Origin of the sequence: Lautropia mirabilis, from assembly GCF_900637555.1 — a bacterium.
Taxonomy (GTDB): Bacteria; Pseudomonadota; Gammaproteobacteria; order Burkholderiales; family Burkholderiaceae_E; genus Lautropia; species Lautropia mirabilis.
The window spans coordinates 2,778,044-2,802,993 of the sequence record NZ_LR134378.1 but is presented as its reverse complement, the minus strand read 5'-3'; the positions used below and the strand labels follow the sequence as shown (position 1 = coordinate 2,802,993).

Below are 24,950 nucleotides of genomic sequence, written 5' to 3'. Positions count from 1 at the left end.
GCGCCGGTTCGCGGGACTTATTCAGAGGACCTCAAGGGATCCCTGGGTAGCCCTGTTAGCCCCGCTGGCGCATTGCAAACTCGAACAGCCGGCATTCGATGGCGCCGTTGAAGAGCGGCGTCTTGCGATCCTCGCGCAGGCCCAGCTGGCCGGGCAGGCCCCGGTCGCTGGTCAGCAGAAAGACCTTCCAGCCCCCGAAGCGCTCGCGCAGCGTGGCGCCGATGGCGCGCCAGTGCTCCACCGGAATGCTCACCCGCTCGTTGTAGGGCGGGTTGGCCAGCAGCACGCCCGGCGTGTCGCCGCCTGGCTGGGCATCCACGGCATCGAGTGTCTGCATGGCCACCAGGTCATCGGGCAGGCCGAGCGTCTGCAGGTTCTCGGCCGTCAGGCGCATGGCGTGCGGATCCAGGTCGCTGGCGCGGATCAGGCCGCGCGGTGCCTTCCCGATCCCCTGGCGGGCACGCTCGCGCAGTGCCGTCACCAGCCCGTCGTACAGCGCGGCATCGTGGAGGCGCAGCTGCTCGATGCCGAAGCGGCGATTGAGCCCCGGTGCGTGATCGCAGAGGATCTGCGCAGCCTCGATGACCAGCGTGCCAGAGCCGCAGAAGGGGTCCAGCAGCGGCTGGCGGGCGTCCCAGCCCGACAGTGCCAGCAGGCCGGCGGCCAGGTTCTCCTTCAGGGGCGCCGCCACTCGGTTCTCGGCACTGTGGCGCCAGCCGCGCTTGAAGAGCGGCTCGCCTGACAGGTCCAGGTACAGCTGCAGGCGGTCTGCCGTCAGGAAGGCACTGATGCGCACGTCCGGATGATGGGTGTCCACCGAGGGACGCTCACCGCCATGGTCGCGGAAGCGGTCGACAATGGCGTCCTTGATGCGCAGCGTGGCGAAGTTCAGGCTTCGGAGCGGCGAGCGCTGCGCCACCACGTCCACGCGGATCGTCTGCCGGGCATCGAACCAGTCTTCCCAGGCCAGGGCGTTGCACAGCCGGTAGAGCGTGTGCTCGTTGCGGCAGGCTGCGTCCAGCAGGCGCAGCAGCACGCGGCTGGGCAGCCGTGCTTCCAGGTTGATGCGGTAGGCCAGCTTCAGGTCGCCCCGGCAGCCGACCCCGCCCGGCCGGGTGTCGATGTCGTGGGCACCCAGGGCGCGCAGCTCGTCGGCCAGCGCCGCTTCCAGCCCGCGCGGGCACGGACAGAAATAATGGAACGTGCCGGCCGAAGGAGAGGTGGGGGCCTCGTCGCGCGGGGGGGCGTCTCGTCGTGGGGCGTCTCGTCGGTCAGCCCTGTTGCGGGCGGGTTCGGCCGCATGGCGGCTGGCAGGGCGAAGGGCGATCATGAAAGGAGGGGGCTGGGAGGAGTCCGGGCTGGCAGCGCAGAGGAGGGCAGCAGAGGATCAGAACGGCTTGATGATCACCATCGCCACCACGATCAGCAGCAGGATGACCGGGCCTTCGTTGAAGACGCGGAACCAGCGTTCGGAGTGCGAACGCTGTTCGGCCGCGAACTTTTTCAGCAGGCGGCCGCAGCCGTGGTGGTAGCCGATCAGCAGCAGCACGCAGGCAAGCTTGACGTGCATCCAGCCCGCCCCCATGCCGATGCCGAAGCCCACGTACAGCACCAGGCCGGTGAGCACGGCCAGCGTGGCCAGCGGCAGCATGAAGCGGTAGAGTCGTTGCGACATGCCCACCAGCCGCTGGTATTCGGCGGTCGACCCTTTCGGATCGACCTGCGCCAGGTTGACGTAGATGCGTGGCAGGTAGAAGAGCCCGGCAAACCAGCTCGTCACCATCACGATGTGCAGGACCTTGGTCCAGAGATAGAGGTTCGTGCCCATGTTCAGGTCCGGATCTCGCCGTGGCCGAACACGACGTATTTCTGGGAGGTGAGACCCTCCAGACCCACGGGACCCCGGGCGTGCAGCTTGTCGGTGGAGATGCCGATCTCGGCACCCAGCCCGTACTCGAAGCCGTCGGCAAAGCGGGTGGAGGCATTGATCATCACCGAGGCGGAATCCACTTCCCGCAGGAAGCGCATGCCGTGTGCATGGTTCTGCGTGATGATCGAATCGGTGTGGTGCGAACCGTATTCGTTGATGTGTGCAATGGCCTCATCCAGGCTCTTCACCACGCGGATGGCGAGGATCGGCGCCAGGTACTCGGTGCGCCAGTCGTCCTCGGTGGCGGGCACCGAATCGATCTGCGCTTCCTGCAGCAGCCGGGCGCCGTGTTCGTCGACGCGCAGCTCCACCTGCTTCATCCGGTAGATGCTGCCCAGGCGCGGCAGCACCTCGGGCGCGATCGCCTCATGCACCAGCAGCGTCTCCAGCGTGTTGCAGGGAGCGTAGCGCTGCGTCTTGGCGTTGTCGGCCACGCGCACCGCCATGTCCACGTCGGCCGAATCATCAATGTAGACGTGACAGATGCCGTCCAGATGCTTGATGACGGGAACGCGCGCCTCGGCGCTGATGTGCTCGATCAGCGAGCGTCCGCCGCGCGGGATGATCACGTCGACGGATTCGCGGTCGCGGATCAGGTAGTCGACGGCTGCGCGGTCGGTCATGCTCACCAGCTGCACGGCCGAGGGTGGCAGCCCCGTGCGGGCCAGGCTCTCGCTCATCAGTGCGGCCAGCGTGCGGTTGGAGTGGATGGCTTCCGAGCCACCGCGCAGGATGGCGGCGTTGCCCGCCTTCAGGCACAGGGCTGCGGCATCGACGGTGACGTTGGGGCGCGACTCGTAGATGATGCCGATCACGCCCAGCGGCACGCGCATCCGGCCCACCTGGATACCGCTGGGACGCTGGCGCAGCTCGCTGATCTCGCCCACCGGGTCGGGCAGGGCGATGATCTGTGCCAGCCCCTCCACCATGGCGTCGATGCGTTCGGGGGTGAGCGTCAGCCGGTCGATGAAGGCACTGTCAAGGCCGGCGCTGTGCGCGCTGGCCAGATCCTGGCCGTTGGCTGTCAGCACCAGGCTGCGGTTGCGATCGATCTCATGGGCCAGCTGCTGCAGCGCGCGGTTCTTGATGGCCGTGCTGGCCCGGGCCATGTCGTGGCTGGCGTGCCGGGCGGCACGCCCCAGGTTGGCCATGTAGGTGGCCATGTCGGGTGTGTTCATGGATCGGAAAGCTCCAGAAGCCAGAGGGAAGGTCCATGCGCCGCAGCAGCCACATGCGACCCGTGGGGCAGCTGTGCCGGGCGCCGCTGACCGAAAGGTCGTGGCCGGGACGTGACCGCCGGCATCCAGGACGTTTCAGTCATCGGCCAGCGCGGCGGACAGTTCGACCGGGCCGGGCAGGTGCCCCCCGGCCAGCGCGACCAGCAGGGTCTCGGCGTGGAACCAGGGATCGGCGGCCGGACCGGTTCCGCCCACACCCTTGGTCATTCTATCGAGCCGGGCCACTTGCTGCAGCAGGTGTCCGAGTGTCTGGATATCCAGGCGACGAAGGGCCTGGCGCATGATGGCCTCGCGCTTGCCGAACACGCCGGCGGCACGCATGGCCTGGGCGGGAGCGACGCGCTCGATCTGCAGGGCCTGCTGGATGCGCAGCAGCTTGCGGATCGCGTCGGCCAGTGCCCAGCAGAGCAGGGGCATGGCGGCATCCTCGGCGGCCAGCGAGCGGGCCATGCGCACGGCACGGGCCGGGTCGCCGGCCAGCGCCGCATCCACCAGGCCGAACAGTTCAAAGCGGGCGCTGTCCAGCACGATCTCGGCCACGGCTTCGGCCGGTAGCTCGCCCGGAGGCAGCAGCAGGCCCAGCCGCTGGATGGCCTGGTGGGCGGCCAGCAGGTTGCCTTCGGTGCGTTCGGTGATCAGCGCCAGCACGGCAGGTGTTGCCTGCTGCTTCTGTGCGGCCAGCCGCTCGGTCACCCACTTGCCCAGGGCGCCCGCGTCGATGCGCGGCGTCTCCACCCACAGCATCTGTTTGGCCAGAGCCTCGAACCAGGCCGTGCTGGTGGTGGCGCGCTCCAGATGGGCGCTGGAGACCAGCACGCGGGTGCCGTCGTCCAGCCGCGGCAGCAGTTCGCGCAGCGCATCGCCCAGTTCACGGGTGGGCTTGGTGTTCAGGCGCAGGTCGATCAGCCGCTGGCTGGCAAAGAGCGACGTGGACTGGGTAGCTTCGACAAGACGGCTGCGATCGAAGCGCGCGTCGATGTCCAGCACCTCGCGCTCCTCGAAGCCCAGCTTGCGGGCCCTGGCACGTACCAGGTCGGCCGCCTCGATGACCAGCAGCAGTTCGTCGCCGCTGACCCAGGTGAGCGGTGGCAGCCCCTGGCCGATGGCCTGACGCAGCTGCGCCGGCGTGCTGATGCGCTGGCCCATGGGACGGGCGCTTACTCTGCCGGCCGGATGGCCGCCAGCCGCCACAGCAGCTGATGGGCCATGTCGTTGCTCATGTCCCGAAAGAGCATGGCTTCCTCGTCGGCCCGGGCCGTGAGCTGGTTGTCCGCGTTGGAGATCTCGCGGCGCAGCGTGATCTCGCTCTCGGGAATCAGGTCGTTGCCCTTGGCATCCTCGACACGGAAGCGCAGCCGCAATCGCAGCTCGTACTCGCGGGCGCGCCCCTCGGACGAGTAGGCGACGACCTCGCGCTCGGGCACTTCCTGCAGGATCATCAACCGGACCTCGGCCTTCTTCGGGTCGGTCACCAGCTCGGTGCCCTCGCTGTGCGACAGCTCGCGGCGCAGCGCCAGGCCGATGCTGCCGTTGGGCGCCAGGTTGGTGTAGAGCGTGCTGAACGGCAGCTGCGTGGCGCGGCGCATGTGAAAGCCGCAGGCCGCCAGCGGCCCGGCCAGGCCGACCAGCAGCGCGCTGCGGGAAAGTCCCCGCAGCCATCCGCGCCGGGTGGTGCCGGCCAGGGGGCGAGTGTCGGGAAGGCGGGACATGCGGCTTTCTCCTTGAGGCCTTTACAGCACCACGTTCACCAGACGGCCCGGCACCACGATGATGCGCTTGGGCGTCTTGCCTTCGCCGATGCGGGCCACCTCGGGCGAGGCGGCTGCCACCTGCTCGATGGCGGCCTTGTCGGCATCGGCCGGCACGCGGATGGAACCGCGCAGCTTGCCGTTGACCTGCAGCATCAGCTCCAGCTCGCTCTTGACCAGTGCCGCCTCGTCCACCACCGGCAGCGGGGCGTCGATGATCTCGCGACCCTCGAAGCCGCGTCCCAGCTCCAGCGCCTGCCACAGGGCATGGCCGATGTGCGGCACGATCGGGTAGAGGCTGCGCACCAGGATCGACATCCCCTCGCGCAGCGCGGCGGCATCGGCGGCGGCCGTGGGGGCCTGCTTCTGTGCAGCGGCTTCCAGGGCGTTCAGCAGCTTCATGGCACCCGAGACGATGGTGTTGTACTGCTGGCGCTCGTAGTCGTACTGGATCTGCTTCAGCACCGTGTGCACCTCGTAGCGCAGGTCACGCCACGCCTCGGACAGGCCGGCTGCATCCACGGTGTCGGCAGCGCCACGCACCACGTCGCGCTGGGCATGGCCGAAGGCCCAGAAGCGGCGCAGGAAGCGGCTGGCGCCTTCCACCCCACTGTCGGACCATTCCAGCGTCTGCTCGGGCGGGCTGGCGAACATCACGAACAGGCGCGCCGTGTCGGCCCCGAAGCGCTCGATCAGCGAGGTGGGATCCACCCCGTTGTTCTTGCTCTTGGACATCGTGCCGATGCCGGCGTAGTCGATCTCGGAGCCGTCGCTCTTGAGGCGTGCGCCCACGACCCGACCCTGCGCGTCGGTGACGTTCTCCACATCCTTCGGCCAGAAGTACTCGATGCCGCCCTTGGCCGTGCGCCGCTGGTAGATGTGGTTGAGCACCATGCCCTGCGTGAGCAGCCGCTTGAAGGGCTCGTCGAACTTCACCAGCCCCATGTCGCGCATGACCTTGGTCCAGAAGCGCGCATACAGCAGGTGCAGCACGGCGTGCTCGATGCCGCCGATGTACTGGTCCATCGGCATCCAGTAATCGTTGCGGGCATCGACCATCGCCTCGTTGTTGTCATGCGAGCAGTAGCGCATGTAGTACCACGACGAATCGATGAAGGTGTCCATCGTGTCGGTCTCGCGCCGGGCCGGCTTGCCGCAGCACGGGCAGTCCACCTTCAGGAAGGCTTCCGACTTGTTCAGCGGGTTGCCGCTGCCATCGGGCACCAGATCTTCCGGCAGCACCACCGGCAGGTCCTTGTCGGGTACCGGCACCTCGCCGCAGCTCTCGCAGTGGATGATGGGAATGGGGGTGCCCCAGTAGCGCTGGCGCGAGATGCCCCAGTCACGCAGACGGTACTGGACGTGCTTGCCGCCCAGACCCTTGTCGGCCAGCTGGGCAGCCACCGTGTCCACCGCGTCCTGGTGACCCTTGCCGTCCAGCAGCGGGCCGGAATTCACGCAGACGCCGTTCTGCTTGTCGGCATACCACTCCTGCCACTGGTTCGTGTCGTAGGGCTGGTTGTCCACACTGATGACCTGACGGATGGGCAGGCCGTACTTGTGGGCAAAGACGAAATCGCGGTCATCGTGCGCAGGCACGCCCATCACCGCGCCGTCGCCGTAGCTCATCAGCACGTAGTTGCCCACCCACACCGGCACGTCAGCGCCGGTGAGCGGATGGCGGACCACCAGGCCCGTGTCCACGCCCTGTTTCTCCATCGTGGCCAGGTCGGCTTCCATCGCCGAGCCGGTGCGCGCCTCTTCCACGAAGGCAGCCACCGCGGGACGGGAGGCTGCGGCCACGCGGGCGATCGGGTGCTCGGGGGCCACGGCCACGAAGGTGACACCCATGATCGTGTCGGCGCGCGTGGTGAACACGTACAGCCGGCCCTCGTCGATGGGCTGACCCTGCTCGTCACGGATGTCGTGCTCGAAGGCAAAGCGCACGCCTTCCGAGCGGCCGATCCAGTTGGCCTGCATCATCCGCACCCGCTCGGGCCATCCCTCCAGGTGCTCGGTCACTTCTTTCAGCAGCTCGCCGGCGTAGTCGGTGATGCGCAGGTAGTACATCGGGATGTCGCGCTTTTCCACCGGCGCGCCCGAGCGCCAGCCCTTGCCGTCGACCACCTGCTCGTTGGCCAGCACGGTCTGGTCGACCGGGTCCCAGTTGACGGTGCCATGCTTGCGGTAGGCGATGCCCTTCTCGCGCATGCGCAGGAACAGCCACTGGTTCCACTTGTAGTAGTCGGGGCTGCAGGTGGCCACTTCGCGCGACCAGTCGATGGACAGGCCCAGCGGCTGCATCTGCTGCTTCATGTAGGCGATGTTGTCCCACGTCCACTTGGCCGGGGCCACGCCGTTCTTGAGCGCCGCGTTCTCGGCCGGCAGGCCGAAGGCGTCCCAGCCCATGGGCATCAGCACGTTGTAGCCGCTCATGCGCAGGTGGCGGTACATCACGTCGTTGATGGTGTAGTTGCGCACATGCCCCATGTGCAGGATGCCCGAGGGGTAGGGCAGCATCGAGCAGGCATAGAACTTGCCCTTGGGAAAGCGCGGGTCGTGCTCGACGGCGCGGTAGGCGTTGGTCTGCTGCCAGTGGGCGCGGGCCTCGGATTCGATGCTTCGTGGGTCGTAACGCTCGTCCATGGGGGGCGTGGCTCTTTGGCCAGGAGAAGAAGGTGAGTACGGTAAACCCCTGATTCTATCGCGTCCCCGGAGCACAGCCGGCATGCGTGGCGGATGCGGCACCGGCATCGACGCCACAACCCGGGCTGCGGCAGGCTGGTTTTTCCCGGATTTTCCGCATTCCGATACCCGGGGTTCAGTATCATCCGCCCCATGCTGGATTTCCTTCATCTGCCCCCCTGGTTGCTGGCGCAGCTCACCCGCTGGCTGGACTGGCTGCGCGCGCCCCTGCACACCGGGCCGCTTGACGACGTCAACCCGGTGGATTTCTGGCACGGCGTGCTGATGGGCACGGCCGGTGCCGTGCTGGTGCCGGTGGCCGTGCTGGCGGCACGCTACTGGAAGATCGTGCCCGGCCAGGACTGGCCCCGGATCATCAACCACCGCGGCTGGCAGCGCGTGCATGGCCTGTGTGGCGTGGCCGCCGTGCTGTGCCTGGTGGCGGGCGTGGCCATGGCCTTTCAGGGCATGTCGCTGGCCAGCCATCTGGCGCATCCCCATGCCTGGATGGGCTGGGGCGTCATGGCCGTGCTGCTCCTGCTGGTGGTCAACATCGCCCTGCGGGGCAGCATCGGGGGCCCCGGGCGGCATCAGCCGCGTACGCTGGTGCATCTGCACGACGTGCCGGGCGATCACTACGACATGACACGGCGCCGGCGCATCTTCGAGCATGGCCACCGCTGGCTGGGCTACGGGCTGATGCTGGCGCTGTTTGCCAACGTGATGACCGGCTACTGGCATGTGAACGTGCCCCGGGGTCTGGCCCTGGCCACCCTGGCCTGGTGGGCGTGCCTGGCGCTGATGGCCTGGCGCTGGGAGCGCCAGGGGCGGGCTGTCGATGGCTACCAGGCGCGCTGGGGCCCCAGCATGGCGCATCCGGGCAACCGCATTCCCCGCCTGGGCGGCGGCCTGCATCGCTATACCGAAGAGGAATACCGCCGCCTCTCCTGGGGCGGCCAGGTCATGCGCCGCCGGCAGAAACGCACCACCCGCCGCCGGCGTTCCGATCGGCAGGAGGCAGCACGACGAAAGCTCGAAGCGTCGGAACGACAGGAAATGTTCACGGCGACGCAGGTGTCCGTGCCTGAGCCGACGACCGAGACCCTTCCGGAGGCGCCCGAGCAGGTGTCCGGGCACGATCGGGCGGCCGCCGAGACCGGGCCAGGGCAGGACACGGCCCGTTAGAATGGCGGCATGGCCGATCTACTTGCCCATCTCAACCCACAGCAACGGGCTGCTGTCACCGTCCCCAGCGGACACGCACTGATCCTCGCGGGCGCCGGCAGCGGCAAGACCCGCGTGCTCACCACCCGCATCGCCTGGCTGGTCGGTACCGGCCAGTGCTCGCCGGCCGAAATCATGGCCGTCACCTTCACCAACAAGGCCGCACGCGAGATGATGGCGCGCCTGAGCACCATGCTGGTGGGGGCCAATCCGCGCGCCATGTGGGTGGGCACCTTCCACGGGCTGTGCAACCGGCTGCTGCGCGCACACCATCGTGACGCCGGCCTGCCGGCCAGCTTCCAGATCATGGACAGCGCCGACCAGCTGGGTGCCATCAAGCGGCTGCTGCGCGGGCTCAACGTCGATGACCAGCAGTTCCAGCCCAAGGCGGTGCAGCACTTCATCAACGGCAGCAAGGAGGCCGGCCTGCGCGCCGCCGACGTGTCCGGTCATGACAGCCACAGCCGTCGGCTGGCCGAGCTGTACGGTGCCTACGACGAGCAGTGCCAGCGCGAGGGCGTGGTGGACTTTGCCGAGCTGCTGCTGCGTGCCTACGAGCTGCTGCAGCGCAACCAGCCGCTGCGCCAGCACTACCAGCAGCGCTTCCGTCACATCCTCATCGACGAGTTCCAGGACACCAACGACCTGCAGTACCGCTGGCTGACGCTGCTGGCCGGTGGTGGGGCCTCGCTGTTCGCGGTGGGCGACGACGACCAGTCCATCTATGCCTTCCGTGGCGCCAACGTGGGCAACATGGCCGCCTTCGAGCGTGACTATGCCGGCCCGCAGCTGATCCGGCTGGAGCAGAACTATCGCTCGCATGCCCACATCCTGGATTCGGCCAACCATCTCATCCGCCAGAACGCGCACCGTCTGGGCAAGGACCTGTGGACCGACGCGGGCGAGGGCGAGCCGGTGCGCATCTTTGCAGCGTTTTCCGACCGCGACGAGGCCCAGTGGCTGCTGGAGGAGATTCGCGCGCTGGTGGCCGATGGCATGTCGCGTTCCGAGATCGCCATCCTGTACCGCTCCAACGCCCAGTCGCGCATCCTGGAACACACGCTGTTCTCGGCCGGGGTGCCCTACAAGGTCTACGGCGGGCTGCGCTTCTTCGAGCGGGCCGAGATCAAGCACGCCCTGGCCTACCTGCGGCTGATCGAGAACCCTGACGACGACGGCGCCTTCCTGCGGGTGGTGAACTTCCCGGCGCGCGGCATCGGCGCCCGCACGCTCGAAAACCTGCAGGACACGGCGCGCACCCATGGCATCAGCCTCTACCGTGCCGTGCCGATGACGAGCGGCGCGGGTGGCTCGCGGCTGCTGCAGTTCGTCATGCTCATCGAGCTCATGCGCCAGAACAGCGCCCGCCTGCCGCTGTCGGAGAGCATCGACGACGTGATCGGCCGCAGCGGTCTCATGACCCACTACGAGCAGGAACGCGAGGGGCAGGAGCGCATCGAGAACCTGAAGGAACTGGTCAACGCAGCGCTGGCCTTCCAGGCCGAAGGCGGCATTGATGCCGCCACGCCGGCCAGCGTGGGCCTGGCGGGCACCACGGCCGGCACCGCGCTGCCCGCTGCTTCGGATGGCGCCGTGCTGCCTGCCGATGCCGCGCCCGTGGTGCAGGTCTCGCCGCTGGCGGCCTTCCTGGCTCATGCCTCGCTGGAATCCGGCGATGGCCAGGCCGAGGAGGGCGTGGATGCCGTGCAGCTGATGACCGTCCACGCGGCCAAGGGCCTGGAATTCGAGACGGTGTTTGTCACCGGGCTGGAGGAAGGGCTCTTCCCGCACGAGAACTCGGCTTCCGATCCTGGCGGGCTGGAAGAGGAGCGCCGGCTGATGTACGTGGCGATGACCCGTGCACGTCGGCGTCTGTACCTGTCACTGGCCCAGACCCGGATGCTGCACGGCCAGACCCGCTACAACATGCAGTCCCGCTTCCTGTCCGAGCTGCCCGAGCGTTCGCTGAAATGGCTGAGCGAAATGCCCTCGGCCAGTGCCCAGGGCAGCCTGGGGCTGGGGGCGGATCGTGGTAGCCGGGGCTACTACGGCGGTGGCGGCTACGGCGGAGGTGGCTACGGCAGCGGCAGTGGCAACGGCGGCGGCAACTGGCGCCCGCGTCTGGACAGTGCCGTGCACGAGCGCAACCGCCAGTCCGGCTGGGTGCGCCCGGCCGATCCGGGCATCCCGGCCAGTGGCGATGCCAGCGGCAAGGCCCGAGCCGGGCGCGACAGCCGCTACCACATCGGCCAGTCGCTGCGTCATGCGCGCTTTGGTGAAGGCGTGGTCACGGGCATCGAAGGCAATGGTGACGATGCCCGCATCCAGATCCGCTTCAAGGCGCCGCACGGCGTCAAATGGCTCGCCCTGGCCGTGGCCAAGCTGGAGCCGGTCTGACGACACACGTGGACTGCGGCGTTCAGAGCAGGCCGGTGGTGCCCGGGTGCTGTTCCAGCAGGCTGTCCAGCAGGGCGGTGCTGCTCATGGCAAGGGGCGTCATGCCCGGGTGCTGCGCCTGAGCCCCCAGCGGCATGGCGCCATTCATGGCCGGCTGTGCCACACCCACCAGCTCGGGTGACGCATCCGTGGCCTCCTGCTCGTGGTGAGGCGCGGGCAGCGACTTCTGGGCTAGAGTTTTAGGTGTCAACGTCATCGGGTACGGTCCCGGATCAATCATCCGGTCGTTGGCGTTGTAGGGGGTGACTATGGCAGAGCCGCCATCGTTCGACGCATGGTTCCAGTACACCCGTCCGAAGTCCTCTGCCCTGATGATGTCGCCATTTTTCAGCACGGTGCCGCCGTCTTCACCGAGGACCAGGGCATCAAGGATGCCATTGGTGTCGTTTGTTTCGACGATGTTGGTCACCTTGACGTAGGCTGGGTGTTCGTCTGCCAGATGAGGGTACCTTTCTACCAGATCAAAGTTCTCGGCAGGGATGTGGAAGATGGGTCTGCCCTCGTTGATACTGACGGTCTGCTCGATGGCGCCCTGTAGGACCGTACCCTGGGCATCCTGCACCGGGATGAACTTGAACGAACCACCCTCGTTCTTCGAAGCGTCCCAGACCACCTTGTCGAAATCGGCGCGGGAAACCACGCTGCCAACCGTGAGGGCGTCACCGTCCTTCAGGCTCATCGTGTTGGCGGCAGCGTCGCCGTCCTTGCCCTGAATGGCCGTGATGCGCACAAAGGCGGGGGCAGTTGCACTGTCCGTTCCGTTGAAGATGTCAGCACCCACCGCCTTGTTCTGGTTATACGTATAGGCCACGGACATGTCGGCCTGGTAGGTGGGCAGTGCAGGCGCCTCGTGAATGGTGACGGTCTGCTCGACGGCGCCTGGCAAGGCCGTACCCTGGGCATCCTGTACCGGAATGAACTTGAACGAGCCGCCCTCGTTCTTCGAGGCGTCCCAGACCACCTTGTCGAAATCGGCGCGAGCAACCACGCTGCCGGCCGTGAGGGCGTCACCACCTTGCAGGCTCATCGTGTGGGCGGCAGCCTCGCCATCCTTGCCCTGGATGGCCGTGATGCGCACGAAGGCGGGCGCGGTTTTACTGTCCGTCCCGTTGAAGATCCCGTCACCTACGACCTTGCTCTCGTTGAAGGCGTAGTCCAGGGAGACGTCGGCCTTGTAGGTGGGCAGCGCGGGGGCCTCGGCTGGTGTTTTCCACGAAGGCTCCAGCTCCATGAAGTACCGTCCCGGATCGATCAGTCGTCCTTCGGCGTTGTAGGTGGCGAGAAAGACCTTCCCGCCGTCGTTTGACGCATAGTTCCAGTACACCCGGCCGAAGTCCTCTGCTCGGATGATGTCGCCCACTTTCAGCACGGTGCCGCCGTCTTCTCCGAGGACCAGGGCATCAAGGATGCCATTGGTGTCGTTTGCTTCGACGATATTGGTCACCTGGACGTAGGCTGGGTGCTCGTTTACCAGATGAGGGTACGCGTCCAACAGATCAAAGTTCTCGGCAGCGATGTGGTACAGCGGCCTAGCCTCGTTGATGCTGACGGTCTGCTCGACAGCACCCGGCAGGGCCGTGCCCTGGGCATCCTGCACCGGAATGAACTTGAATGAGCCGCCCTCGTTCTTAGAAGCGTCCCAGACCACCTTGTCGAAATCGGCACGGGAAACCACGCTGCCGGCCGTGAGGGCGTCACCGTCCTTCAGGCTCATCGTGTTGGCAGCAGCCTCGCCGTCCTTGCCCTGAATGGCCGTGATGCGCACGAAAGATGGTGCGGTGGCGCTGTCCGTGCCGTTGAAGATGTCAGCGCCGACCGCCTTGCTCTGGTTATACGTATAGGCCACGGACATGTCGGCCTCGTAGGTGGGCAGCGCAGGGGCCTCGTGAATGGTGACGGTCTGCTCGAGCGCGCCCGGCAGAGCCGTACCCTGCGCATCCTGAACCGGGACGAAGCTGAACGAACCACCCTCGCTCTTCGAGGCGTCCCACACCACCTTGTCAAAATCGGCGCGGGAGATGACCTGATTGGGGACGATGGCGTTGCCGCCCAGCAGGCTCATCGTGCCGGCGGCAGCCTCGCCATCCTTGCCCTGGATGGCCGTGATGCGCACGAAGGCGGGAGCCGTCTCATCGTTGGAGCCGCTGAAGACAGTCGCTCCCAGGGCCTTGTTTTCACCGTGCGCGTAGGAAACCGATGCATTTTCGCTGTAGGCGGGCAGCGGCTTGACCTGTGGCAACGCGTTTCCGTCACTCCCTTCCGCAGGTTTCGACGCATCCGCGGTGGGGGTGTCTGGCGCGGATGGTGCGGCGGGTTCCGTGGAGGCTGCAGCTGCTGCGTCGGCTACAGCGGGCGTTCTGGATGCCTCAGCCTGCGTGCCTTCGTTCGTGGGCCGGGAAGGGGCTGTCGGTGCGGTTCCGGTTGCCAGCGGGGCCGTGTCCGTAGAGGGGGCAGCGACCGATGATTGTCCTTCGGTACCTGCGTTCGCGTCCTCACGGCTGCTGTCGTGCCCGGTGGAGAGGCGGTTGCGTGCCGAGATATTGTGCAGGGGGCCATTGTCCTGCAGGTTGGCACCGGCGGCCACGGCGAAAGCACCCAGAATGTTGGGGCCAAGCAGCGCCGACCCGGTTGCAGCCGTCGTGCCGATGGCGCCAGCCGTGCTGGCAGCTGCGCCGGCTTCAGTCATGGCAGCAGCTTCAGTCGCAGCACCAGCGCCAGTACCGGATGGCAGCCAGAGTGCCGCCTTGTCATCGTCGTCATCCTCCTGGGCTTCGGGTGTCGATGCCTGCGCAAGCTTCAGATGTTCCGGCGTCTCGTCGGCAGGAACACTCTCCTTGGCGTGACGGTAGGCTGCACGTGCATGCCGCAGGACTTCGCGCCGCAGGATATTGTGAGGGGTGAGGGCGTTGCCAGGATGGCTACCGGTCTGGGGAGTCATCGATCGATCTCAGGAGAAAAAGGGACGAAGGGCGGCCATGCGTGAGAGGCGTACAAGGGCGCATTCTTCATTGATACTTATATAGATGATTTGTAGTCGAAAGAAAAACTGGCAGATACGCGGCCGGATGGCGTGACTGGACGGGCGGCCGTTGTGTTCTTTCTGGGAAGCCCATTCAAGGCACTGATAAGAAAAGGGTGCCGGGGACGTGTCCCTCGGCACCCTTGGCAGCTTTCACGGCATGTGTGGCGCTGAATCAGAGTATTCCGTGGCTCACCTGATGTTCAAGCAGGTTGTCCAGCGTGCTCTGGCCATTGACCGAGAGGTGAGAGGACCCGTGGAAGGCCGACGCTGCATCCGTGAAGGACTCGGGGTGCAGGGCTGCCGAGTGACCAGCGATGTCATTGCTGTCTTCGCTGTCTTCAACGTCGGTCTCTTCACCACCGGGCTCGTCGGGAGGCAATCTTCCGGTTCGGGTCTTGGCAACCTCCTCCAGGACCATGTTTTGATTTTTCTCATCGGTTAGGTCTCGTCCTGAAGCATCCACTCCGACAAGCGTGAATCGTCCGCCGTTGTTGGACGAATAGTCCCAGTACAGCTTGTCGAAATCCTCGGGCCGGATCAGGTCACCCAACTTGAGCGTCGTACGCTCGCCGCCGTCCAGCTTGAACATGCCGTCCAGTGTGCCGTTGGTGTCCTGGTGTTCCGTGAGACTGTGGATCCTGTAGTACGAGAATCTATCTTCACCCTCGTACCCCTCCCGGAAAGGCTCACTCTGGAAGTGGTGCACGTAGTCGAAGCCGATGGAGACGGTCTGTTCGGTGGCCCCTGGCATCTCCGTGCCCTCGCTGTCCATCACCGGAATGAACTTGAACGAACCACCCGGCGCTTTCAGCGCATCCAGGAAAACGTTGTCGAACTGCTCCTTGCTGATCACCTGGTCGGTGGTGATGGCCTCGCCCTCTTTGCCCAGGGTCATGGCATCCGAGACTTCTCCGCCATCCTTGTCCAGAACTGCCGTGATCTTCACGAAGGAAGGTGCGTGCGCCGGGTTGGTACCGTTGAAGATGCTCGCGCCGACAGGCTTGTTGTTGGCGTGGATGGCCTGCTGGACCGACTGGTTCGGGGCGTAGTCCGGCGGAGTGGGGGGCGGCGTAGTAGCCGGCGGATTGCTCGGAGATACCGTATCCTCGCCGTTCTTGCCCTGCTCGCCGTCTTCGCCCTTGGTGCCGTCACCCTTGGTGCCGTCACCTTCGTGCTTGGCATCACCATCAGCGGCACCATTCTGCCCGCCGTCGCTGGTTTGCTTGCCATCGCTGGTTTGCTTGCCGTTGTCGCCGGTACCGCTGCTTTCGGTCTCGCTGGTACCGGTTTGGGCACCGCCAGTTTGGGCGCCCCCCGTTTGTGTGCTCTCGCCCGCGCCCGGGGTGCCCGTGTCCGAGCCGCCGCCCGCATTCTGGGGAGGCGTCTGCTCACCGCTCGAGCTGCCCTGAGTCGGGGAGGTCGTCTGCTCGCTGCTGCCCTGGCTGCCCGGAGTCTGAGCGGGTGGCTGGCTTTCGCTGCCCTGGCCAGCGGTATTTTGAGCAGGCGTCTGCTCACCGCTCGGGCTGCCCTGAGTCGGGGAAGTCGTCTGCTCGCTGCTGCCCTGGCCGCTCGGAGTCTGAGCGGGTGGCTGGCTTTCGCTGCCTTGGCCAGCAGTATTCTGAGCAGGCGTCTGCTCACCGCTCGGGCTGCCCTGAGTCGGGGAAGTCGTCTGGTCGCTGCTGCCCTGGCTGCCCTGGCTGCCCGGAGTCTGAGCGGGTGGCTGGCTTTCGCTGCCTTGGCCACCTGCATTCTGAGAAGGCGCCTGGCCGTTGCTGGCCTGGCTACTCTGTCCTTCGCTGGGGGTGGAACCACCTTTATCGGAGCCGCTCCCTTTATTGCGGTCCGAGCCTGAGGTCGAGTCGGAGCCGCCGGCCGAGCCGGAGTCCGAAGCAGAACCCGAGGTCGAGTCATTGCCCGAGCCCGTCACGGGCTTGTTCTCCGAGCCTGAACCCTCTGCGCCCGGTTTGCCGCCTGCGGGCGTGGTGCCGTCGCCGCTGCTGGCGCTTTGGTTGGACGTTTCACCCGCACCGGAAGGCGAACCCGTGTTCTGGGCGGTACCGTCACCCTTGTCGTTTCCGGACTGCTGGCCGGTCGTGTTGTTCGGATCCGTACCGTTATTTGCCGTGCCGGTGCCTGCGTTGGCGCCCGTGTTGGCACCGTTACCCGTGCTGGAACCCGTGCCAGAGCCTGCACCTGTCTGGGAACTTGCCTCATGGCCAGTGTTACCGCCTTCACCGGAAGAGGTGCCCGGGTTGCTGCCGGGGGCAAGGGGGTCGGGGGTCTTGATGACGACAGTCTGCTCGACAGTATTCGGTGCAGTGGTGCCCTGGGCATCCTGCACGGGAACGAAGCTGAAGGAGCCGTCGCTCTTGGAGGCATTCCAGAAGATCCGCTCGAAATCGGCGCGGGAGATGACCTGGCCGACGACGATCTCCTCACCGTTTTCCAGGGTCATCAGGCCGTGGGAACTGCCAGCGTTCTTGCCGCGGATGGCGGTGATGCGGATGAACGCCGGAGTTTCATTGGTGTTGTTGCTATTGAAGACGTTAGCGCCGATGGCCTTGTTCTCGTTGGCGCCATAGTTCAGAGAGCGGGTATTGGCCGGATCGGCAGCGCCAGCGCCCCCCACATTGCCGGAGCCACCCGCGCCACCTGCATTGCCGGAAGCACCAGCACCACCGATACCTCCAGTCGCCCCAGAGCCGCCCGCGTTGCCAGAACCCGCGGCACCACCAGCGGCATTGGAACCACCTGCAGCACCGGTGCCACCCGCAGCGTCGGCACCACTTGCGGCACCGGAGCCGCCTGCAGCGTTGGAACCTCCCGCAGCACCAGAACCGTTCGCGGCGCCCGCATTACTACCAGCGCCGATGCCGCCAGCGCCTGCACCCGAGCCCGAAGCAGAGCCGGAAGCTGCACCAGCATCAGCGCCCGAACCTGCGCCTGCACCGCTGGCTGTTTGTTCGCTGCCACGGTTTCCTTGTGCGTTACCGTCAGCAACCGATCCTTGCTGCCGCCCAGCGCCAGAGGCGAGGGGGGCCGATCCAGTCGAATTCGAAGAGCCGCCACCACTACCACCGCCGCCACCCAGGGCGGCAGCAAGGGCCACGGTGCCCAGGACGGCACCTGCCGTCAGCAGGGTGCCTGAGGCCATACCAGCAGCTCCCGCACCTGCCGCAGCGCCTGCGCCCGCAGCTCCAACACCAGCAGCCCCTGCACCGGCAACTCCCACGCCCGCGGCGCCTGCGCCGGCAGCGCCAGTACCAGCACCAGCAAAACCAGCGCCAGCAACGCCTGCACCGGCCACGCTTGCACCGCCGGTCCCGGCGCCAGCAGCGGTGACAGACGATGCGCCTGCCGCAGCTTCGGCTGCTGCGCCCGTCATGGAAGATCCGCCGGTGACGGATGCCGTGCCGCCCAGGGCATCGGTGGCTGTGGCTGCTTCATCGCCGGTGGGCAGCCATGCGGCATCGTCGTCATCGTCTTCGTTGCGCTCATGGCGCCGGGCAATCTCAGCCACGCCAGCGGCAGCCAGCTGCTTGCCGTCGGCAGCCTCGTCGCCCGTCAGCGCCAGCATGCCGTGGGCATGGTGCTTGGCCGCTGTCGGGTGTGCCTGTACCGACGCGGTGCGCGTCGGCACGGGTTGGGTCATGTCGGTCGATTGCTTGGTCATCGGGGCGGTCTTTCAGGAAAGGAAGTCCGTTGACCGGCGCGATGGCGACATCGGGCATCGTGCCGGAGTTATCTGCACGCTGCATGATGTGTGTCTTCAGGAATCGGCGGTAGGGGCTGTCGGCCGATTGGCCGAGGGGGCGCGATGGGCGGCCTCGCGACCGGATGTGGCCGTGACGCGTCGCACACGACGCCCGCGGCCTGTCCGGCCGGGCGTCGGGGCGCTGTTTCAGGCAGGGATGATGACGCGGGGCCGAAGGCGGTTCAGCTCCGGTCGGTCTCGTCCTGAAGCCGTGGGGGAAGGCTGTTTTGCCCGACCACTTCCACGGTGTCCAGGTAGCAGGCCCACAGGGCACAGGCAATGACGGAAAACACCACCGGCAGGACCAGCAGGAAGATGGGCGAGGCAAAGGGCAGGGCCGGGGCACCGCTCAGTACCTGCGTCACCAGGGCCACGCTGATCAGGAAGACCAGCAGGCAGAGCGCGTGGCAGACGAAGGCCAGGGCGTTGCGCCCCACGGCCACGGCCGAGAACACCACCGACTTGAGCAGCGGAAGCCCGTGCAGGCCGGCAAAGATGGGCGCATACCACAGCAGCAGGTAGCAGGGCACGGTGATGACGGCCATCGTCATCATCGACTGGAACACCGGCATGATGAGGTTGCTCATGGTCTCGGCGTCGGGAACCTTGTTGGCCGGCATCTGGCTCAGCGTCTCGAACATGGCCGCCACGGCATCCTGGTAGCCCGACAGCCAGGCAGCACCCGTGTCGATGGCCAGGCTGAGCAGGCCCAGCTGGGCCACGGTCAGCAGCGCCCGGCGGTTGCCCTGCGCCCAGCCGAAGAAGACGCGGGCGTTGAAGATCTGCGTGAAGGGACGCGTGCCGGGTTCTGGCATGGCGGCGCTCTGCGCGGCCAAGGGCGTGTCGCTGCCGGGCGGTGCCAGCTCCCGCAGGGTGGCCAGGTAGCCCACCAGCAGCACCGGCACCACCAGCTTGGCCAGCACCAGGCCGAGAATGCCCAGGATTCCGAACAGGTTGCTGGCCGTGATCAGCATCAGCATGAGCAGCAGCAGGGGCAGGGGGGCCCGCCCCAGCAGGCCGAAGCCGCGCTTGAGCCAGTACCAGCCATGGCTGGCGGGTACGCGGTGGACCTGGATGCCGCTGGATGTCGTCTGTCCGGCCATGTCAGTGCAGCGCTCCCGAAAGCGTGCGGCGATCGGTCAGGATCCGCTCGAAATGGGTGGGATCCTTGGGCTGCAGCATGGCGGCCTCCCGGGGCAGCAGCAGGTCGTAGAGGCGCGACAGCCAGAAACGCAGGGCTGCGGCCCGCAGGGCCATGGTCCAGCCCCGGCGCTCGATGTCCTGCAGGGGGCGCACGCTGCGGTAGCCGGCCAGCAGGGCCTCGGTGCGCGCCGGGTCCAGATGGGCGTCGTCGGCCGACAGGCACCAGTCATTGCAGACCACGGCCAGGTCGAACAGCCAGGTGCCGTGGCAGGCGAAGTAGAAGTCGATGACGCCGGGGTTGGACGGCGTGGTGAAGAGCACGTTGTCGCGGAAGCAGTCGGCATGAACAGCCGAGGCGGGCAGATCCTGCCATTCGGACGTGGCCATCCAGGCCTGCTGGGCAGCCAGCTCGTCCTCGGCCAGGGCCAGCTGGGCGGGCGCAAGCTTCGGACGCAGTTCCTTGATGGCCTGGGGCCACCAGCCCGGGCCGCGCACGTTGGCCGGGGCCGGTCCGAAGTCGGCAGCCGCCAGGTGCATGCGGGCCAGCAGTGCGCCCATGGCCTGACAGTGTTCCGGTGTGGTGTCCACCACCGACTTGCCGGTCAGCCGCGTGACCAGCGTGGCGGGCTTGCCGTTGAGCATGCTGAACAGCTGCCCCTGGCGGTTGGCCAGTGGGGCCGGGCAGGGAATGCCGCGGCGGGCCAGATGTTGCATCAGTTCCAGGTGGAAGGGCAGCTGCTCGACAGGCAGCCGCTCGACCAGGGTGAGGACCCAGCGGCCCTTGGCCGTGTCGACGAAGTAGTTGGTGTTCTCGATGCCCGAGGCGATGGGTTCGATGGCCAGCAGCTCGCCGGCATCGTACTGGGCCAGCCAGTCCTTGAGCTGCTGATCGGAGACGACGGTGAAGACGGCCATGGGGCGGATCCGGGGTGGGGTGGGGATGCGCCGATTCTAACCGTGTGACGGAATGCCCCGTCGGTTCGGTCGGGCGGTGTCGGTCGGGTCCGACGGGTCAGAGCTGCAGGTTCAGCTGGCGTTCCTCGCTGGTGGCATAGAAGCCGCGCTGCTGGTAGAAGTCGAAGATGGCGTTGACCACCTCGTCCGGGTCGTCGATGACGCGGATCAGCTCCATGTCGGCGGCCGAGACGGTGCCATGGGCCACCAGCGTGTCGTTCATCCAGTCCAGCAGGCCCTTCCAGAAGGTCGAGCCCACCAGAATGACCGGAATGCGCCGTCCCACCCGGGTCTGGATCAGCGTGAGCACTTCCATCAGCTCGTCCAGCGTGCCCCAGCCGCCGGGCGCGGCCACGAAGGCAGCGGCGTACTTGGCAAAGGCCACCTTGCGCGGGAAGAAGTGCCGGAAGTGCAGGGACACGTCCTGATAGGGGTTGTCGTGCTGTTCGTTGGGCAGCTCCATGTTGAGGCCCACCGATGCCGAGGCGCCGGCAAAGGCCCCCTTGTTGGCGGCTTCCATCAGCCCCGGGCCGCCGCCCGAGATGACGGCGAAGCCCGCGTCGGAGAGCTTGCGCGCCAGCGTCTCGGTTTCCTTGTACCAGCGGTGGTCGGGCTTGATGCGGGCGCTGCCGAAGATCGAGACGGCCGGGCGGATGTCCGCGAGCGCCTCGGTGGCCTCGACGAACTCTGCGATAATGCCCAGCACGTGCCAGGACTCTCTTGCCTTGATGGCGGTCGCTCGCTCGCTGGGCATCATGTTGCTCAGCTTGGGGGTATTGGGGATTGCTTTCAGGATGTTCTTGACCATGGGTCCCGGGTTCTTTTTGCTGCTTTTCTCTCCGTACCGGGCGGTTCCGGAGGCAGGCGTGGCTGTCTTTGCTGGTTCCGAGCGTATCAGACTCCGGCCGAGCGGCCGGCTTTGACCCCCGGGTGCGGCCCTGTTTCCGTCAGACCGACGTTTCCCGATGACCGACACCCAGACCCTGCTGCTGGTCGATGGCTCCAGCTACCTGTTTCGCGCCTATCATGCCCTGCCGGACCTGCGCAACAAGGCGGGCGAGCCGACCGGCGCCATCCATGGGATGGTCGGCATGCTGCGTCGGTTGCGCGACGACACCCGGCTGCACGGCGGTGCCACGCTGGGCGCTGTGATCTTCGATGCGCCGGGGCGCACCTTCCGCGACGACCTGTACGAGTACTACAAGGCCAATCGCAGCCAGACGCCCGAGGCGCTGGTGGCGCAGATCGCGCCCATCCATGAACTGACGCAGGCGCTGGGCTGGCCGCTGCTGGTGGTGCCGGGCATCGAGGCCGATGACGTGATCGGCACGCTGGCCACCCGCGCGCGTGCCGCCGGCATGCGCACCGTCATCTCCACCGGCGACAAGGACCTGGCGCAGCTGGTCGATGACGAGACCCTGCTGGTCAACACGATGACCCGCGACGGCGTGCCGCCCACGGTGATGGACGCCGCCGGCGTGCGCGACAAGTTCGGCGTCGATCCGGGGCAGATCATCGATTTCCTGACGCTGACCGGCGATGCGGTGGACAACGTGCCGGGCGTGGACAAGGTGGGGCCCAAGACGGCCGCCAAGTGGCTGAATGAATACGGCTCGCTGGATGCCATCCTGCAGCATGCCGACGAGATCAAGGGCAAGGTGGGCGAGAACCTGCGCGCAGCGCGCGACTGGCTGCCGCGCGGCCGCGAGCTGGTGACGGTGCTGCGTGACGCCGACTTGAGCGCCTGGGTGGGCGGCGTGGAGACGCTCAAGCTGCGTCCCGAGGACGAGGAGGCGCTGCTGGGACTGTTCGATCGCTGGGAGCTGCGCACCTTCGCACGCCGGCTGGTGGCCGATCGGCAGCGACGCGAGGCGGGGGCTGGCATGGGCCACGGTGCGGATACGACAGGCGCTGCTGCGGGTGAGGGGGCTTCGGCCGGGCAGGGCACGTCGGGACAGGTATCGGCCGGCGCGGCAGGCGGCCGGGCAGGGCGTGGTGCGGCCGGTGATGGTACTGCGGGGCTGGAAGCGCTGCCCGGCGGCATTGGCCACTTCACACGTGACGGCATCGTGCTGGAAGCGCCGCCGGCAGGCGAGCTGCAGGCCGAGACGGTGACCACGTGCGCGGCGCTGGATGCGTGGCTGGCGCGCGTGCAGGCGGCCGACCGGGTGGCCATCGACACCGAGACCACATCGAAGGATCCGCATGCGGCGCGACTGGTGGGCATCTCGCTGGCCGTCACGCCCTGGCAGGGCTGCTACATCCCGGTGGGGCACAACTATGCGGGCGTGCCCGAACAGCTGCCGCTGGACGAGGTGTTGGCGGTGCTGAAGCCCTGGCTGGAAAGCGATGCGCAGCAGAAGGTGGGCCAGAACATCAAGTACGACATGCACGTGCTGGCCAACCACGGCATCACGCTGCGCGGCGTGGTCGATGACACGATGCTGGAGTCCTACGTGCTGGAGGCGCACCGCACCCACGGCATGGACGCGCTGGCCGGACGCCACCTGAATCGCACCACCATCACCTACGAGGAAGTGGCGGGCAAGGGCGCCAAGGCCATCGGCTTTGACCAGGTGGCGCTGGACGTGGCCACCCCCTATGCGGCCGAGGACGCTGACGTGACGCTGCAGCTGCACCGCACGCTGTGGCCGGCCATCGAGGCCAGCGAACGGCTGCGCCACATCTACCGCAACATCGAGATGCCCACGCTGCAGGTGCTCTATGACATGGAGCGCCACGGCGTGCTGCTGGACCGTGACCGGCTGCGTGCCCAGTCGCAGCAGCTGGCCGAACAGCTGCAGGAGCTGGAAAGGCAGGCGCACGAACTGGCGGGCCAGCCCTTCAACCTGGGCTCCACCAAGCAGCTGGGCGAGATCCTCTTCGAGCGGCTGGGGCTGCCGGTGGTGAAGAAGACCCCGGCCGGCAAGCCGTCCACCGACGAGAGCGTGCTGGAGAAGCTGGCGCTGGACTACCCGCTGCCCAAGGTGCTGCTGCAGTGGCGAGGCCTTGCCAAGTTGAAGTCCACCTACACCGACAAGCTGCCGGAGATGGTCGACCCGAAGACCGGGCGTGTGCACACCACCTATTCACAGGCCGTGGCCATCACCGGCCGGCTGGCCTCCAGCGACCCGAACCTGCAGAACATCCCGGTGCGCACCCCGGAAGGGCGACGCATCCGCGAAGCCTTCATTGCGCCGCCCGGTCACCAGATGATGTCGGCCGACTACTCGCAGATCGAGCTGCGCATCATGGCCCACATCTCGCAGGATGCCGGGCTGCTGAAGGCCTTCGCCGACGGCGAGGACGTGCACCGCGCCACCGCATCCGAAGTCTTCGGCGTGCCGATTGCGGAAGTCAACAGCGAGCAGCGCCGCTATGCCAAGGTGATCAACTTCGGCCTCATCTACGGCATGAGCGCCTTCGGCCTGGCGGCCAACCTGGGCATCGAGCGTGGTGCGGCACAGGCCTACATCGACCGCTACTTCGCGCGTTATCCTGGCGTGGCCGCCTACATGGAGCGTACCCGCGCCCAGGCCCGCGAGCAGGGCTACGTCGAGACCGTGTTCGGTCGCCGGCTGTGGCTGCCCGAGATCGGATCATCCAACATGGGCCGCCGCCAGATGGCCGAGCGCGCCGCCATCAACGCCCCCATGCAGGGCACGGCCGCCGACCTCATCAAGCTGGCAATGATCGACGTGCACGCCTGGCTGCGACGCGAGAACCTGGGCGCCCGCCTGGTGATGCAGGTGCACGACGAACTGGTGCTGGAAGTGCCCGACGCCGAGGTGGAACGCCTGAAGACCGACCTGCCGGCCCGCATGGCCGGCGTGGCCCAGCTTTCGGTGCCGCTGCTGGCCGAAGTGGGCGTGGGAGAGAACTGGGAGCAGGCGCATTGAGCGTCTGATCGTTTGATTTCGGGCGGGGATCGTAGATCATGGGTAAGCATAAATTCTATTCCGAAAGGGCGTCTGGAAGAGCGCGAAGTATTGGGTTTGATGAACTAAAGGAGCTGTTCAGCTACGAGGTTCAAGAGCTGAAGCGTTGTGGCTACCTAGATCAGTATTTCGGGGGTGATTCAAACGATGGCGTGGGGGAGCATGGTCTTGATCCGTCATTTCGTGTTTTTGCCAGTCTTGGAAAGAAGGGACTTTGGCCGCTTGGTGACATGAGCGGTTATGTGTCTGATGGTGACTTATTCGACATTATTGAATACTTGTTCAATCATGTTTCTAGGCCGGTTTACGACTCAAATGGTTTTTTTTGTGGTGATTATGACGGAGAGGCCGGAAGAGAGTATTTTATATCGAGAATGAGAGAAGTTTTGCGTCGGTATTGCGATGGGTTTGAGCTATCCGAGACTGGCGATGTTTTGTCCTTGGTTCCCGAGGGTTTGGAGTCGTTATTTGATGCTGACATCAATCATCCGGATAAAAATAATGTTGGGAAGAGGGTTTTGGCGGCAAAATTGCTTTTCAGGATGCGCGACAAGGAGGCGGGTTCTTTTCAAAACAGAAAGAATGCGGTTAGGGAGTTGGCGGATGTCTTGGAGTTCTTGATTAAAAAATCTCAAGAAAAGATTCTTCATAAAGAAGATGAGAGGGATCTTTTCGAGATTGCGAACAGATTTGGTATTAGACATCATAATATAGATCAGAAAACAGATTATGACAAGGATGTTTTCTTAAGTTGGATTTTTTATTACTATCTGGCAAGTATTCACGCCTGTGTTCATCTCTTGAAGCGAAAGGGCGTTTTTCAGTCTTGTGAGCAGGGGCGTGAAGAAAAGAGGTGA

17 protein-coding genes are annotated in these 24,950 nt (G+C 66.2%); 4 read left to right on the top strand and 13 right to left on the bottom strand.

Features of this window, described 5'->3' with window-relative positions; genetic code table 11:
* Window positions 1-55: 55 nt before the first annotated feature.
* The 6 genes from EL249_RS11490 to leuS form a co-directional block, all read right to left on the bottom strand.
* Window positions 56-1,330, bottom strand: coding sequence for a THUMP domain-containing class I SAM-dependent RNA methyltransferase (locus tag EL249_RS11490; RefSeq protein WP_005672191.1), 1,275 nt, complete (start codon window positions 1,328-1,330; stop codon window positions 56-58).
* 57 nt (window positions 1,331-1,387) lie between these two features.
* Window positions 1,388-1,828 (bottom strand): CopD family protein, encoded by a 441-nt coding sequence (locus EL249_RS11485; RefSeq protein WP_005672193.1) that lies wholly within the window; start codon window positions 1,826-1,828, stop codon window positions 1,388-1,390.
* Window positions 1,829-1,830: 2 nt separating this feature from the next.
* Window positions 1,831-3,108 carry a glutamate-5-semialdehyde dehydrogenase gene (locus tag EL249_RS11480; RefSeq protein ID WP_005672195.1) on the bottom strand — a complete coding sequence of 426 codons (1,278 nt, stop codon included), beginning with the start codon at window positions 3,106-3,108 and terminating at the stop codon, window positions 1,831-1,833.
* A 135-nt stretch (window positions 3,109-3,243) separates the two neighbouring features.
* Window positions 3,244-4,314 (bottom strand): DNA polymerase III subunit delta, encoded by a 1,071-nt coding sequence (gene holA, locus EL249_RS11475; RefSeq protein ID WP_005672197.1) that lies wholly within the window; start codon window positions 4,312-4,314, stop codon window positions 3,244-3,246.
* An 11-nt stretch (window positions 4,315-4,325) separates the two neighbouring features.
* Complete coding sequence (locus EL249_RS11470; protein ID WP_005672199.1) at window positions 4,326-4,877, bottom strand: LPS-assembly lipoprotein LptE; 552 nt, start codon at window positions 4,875-4,877, stop codon at window positions 4,326-4,328.
* A gap of 21 nt (window positions 4,878-4,898) precedes the next feature.
* Window positions 4,899-7,562 (bottom strand): leucine--tRNA ligase, encoded by a 2,664-nt coding sequence (gene leuS, locus EL249_RS11465; protein WP_005672201.1) that lies wholly within the window; start codon window positions 7,560-7,562, stop codon window positions 4,899-4,901.
* 192 nt (window positions 7,563-7,754) lie between these two features.
* Between leuS and EL249_RS11460 the strand changes: the two genes are divergently transcribed.
* Complete coding sequence (locus EL249_RS11460) at window positions 7,755-8,786, top strand: cytochrome b561 domain-containing protein (RefSeq protein ID WP_005672203.1); 1,032 nt, start codon at window positions 7,755-7,757, stop codon at window positions 8,784-8,786.
* 9 nt (window positions 8,787-8,795) lie between these two features.
* Window positions 8,796-11,222 (top strand): UvrD-helicase domain-containing protein, encoded by a 2,427-nt coding sequence (locus EL249_RS11455; RefSeq protein ID WP_005672205.1) that lies wholly within the window; start codon window positions 8,796-8,798, stop codon window positions 11,220-11,222.
* Window positions 11,223-11,244: 22 nt separating this feature from the next.
* On the opposite strand, the gene EL249_RS11450 is transcribed toward EL249_RS11455, so the two are convergent.
* From EL249_RS11450 to EL249_RS11420, 7 genes are all read right to left on the bottom strand, one after another.
* Window positions 11,245-14,220: a hypothetical protein gene (locus tag EL249_RS11450; protein WP_040529609.1), complete on the bottom strand. Its 2,976-nt coding sequence runs from the start codon at window positions 14,218-14,220 to the stop codon at window positions 11,245-11,247.
* A gap of 256 nt (window positions 14,221-14,476) precedes the next feature.
* Window positions 14,477-16,933 carry a hypothetical protein gene (locus tag EL249_RS11445; protein WP_005672209.1) on the bottom strand — a complete coding sequence of 819 codons (2,457 nt, stop codon included), beginning with the start codon at window positions 16,931-16,933 and terminating at the stop codon, window positions 14,477-14,479.
* Window positions 16,888-17,277: a hypothetical protein gene (locus tag EL249_RS11440; RefSeq protein ID WP_126348229.1), complete on the bottom strand. Its 390-nt coding sequence runs from the start codon at window positions 17,275-17,277 to the stop codon at window positions 16,888-16,890. Before EL249_RS11440 ends, EL249_RS11445 begins: the two co-directional genes overlap by 46 nt.
* 159 nt (window positions 17,278-17,436) lie before the next feature.
* The gene (locus tag EL249_RS11435) at window positions 17,437-17,619 is read right to left on the bottom strand and encodes a hypothetical protein (RefSeq protein WP_126348227.1); all 183 of its coding nucleotides are present in this window, start codon (window positions 17,617-17,619) and stop codon (window positions 17,437-17,439) included.
* Window positions 17,620-18,240: 621 nt separating this feature from the next.
* Window positions 18,241-19,161 carry a hypothetical protein gene (locus EL249_RS11430; RefSeq protein ID WP_005672214.1) on the bottom strand — a complete coding sequence of 307 codons (921 nt, stop codon included), beginning with the start codon at window positions 19,159-19,161 and terminating at the stop codon, window positions 18,241-18,243.
* Window position 19,162: 1 nt separating this feature from the next.
* Complete coding sequence (locus tag EL249_RS11425) at window positions 19,163-20,116, bottom strand: homoserine kinase (RefSeq protein ID WP_005672216.1); 954 nt, start codon at window positions 20,114-20,116, stop codon at window positions 19,163-19,165.
* 97 nt (window positions 20,117-20,213) lie between these two features.
* A complete protein-coding gene (locus EL249_RS11420) occupies window positions 20,214-20,963 on the bottom strand; it encodes an LOG family protein (RefSeq protein WP_005672217.1) in 750 nt (249 codons plus the stop codon).
* A 157-nt stretch (window positions 20,964-21,120) separates the two neighbouring features.
* Between EL249_RS11420 and polA the strand changes: the two genes are divergently transcribed.
* Together polA and EL249_RS11410 are read left to right on the top strand one after the other, a co-directional pair.
* The gene (gene polA / locus EL249_RS11415) at window positions 21,121-24,054 is read left to right on the top strand and encodes a DNA polymerase I (protein ID WP_005672219.1); all 2,934 of its coding nucleotides are present in this window, start codon (window positions 21,121-21,123) and stop codon (window positions 24,052-24,054) included.
* A 38-nt stretch (window positions 24,055-24,092) separates the two neighbouring features.
* Window positions 24,093-24,950: a hypothetical protein gene (locus tag EL249_RS11410; protein WP_126348225.1), complete on the top strand. Its 858-nt coding sequence runs from the start codon at window positions 24,093-24,095 to the stop codon at window positions 24,948-24,950.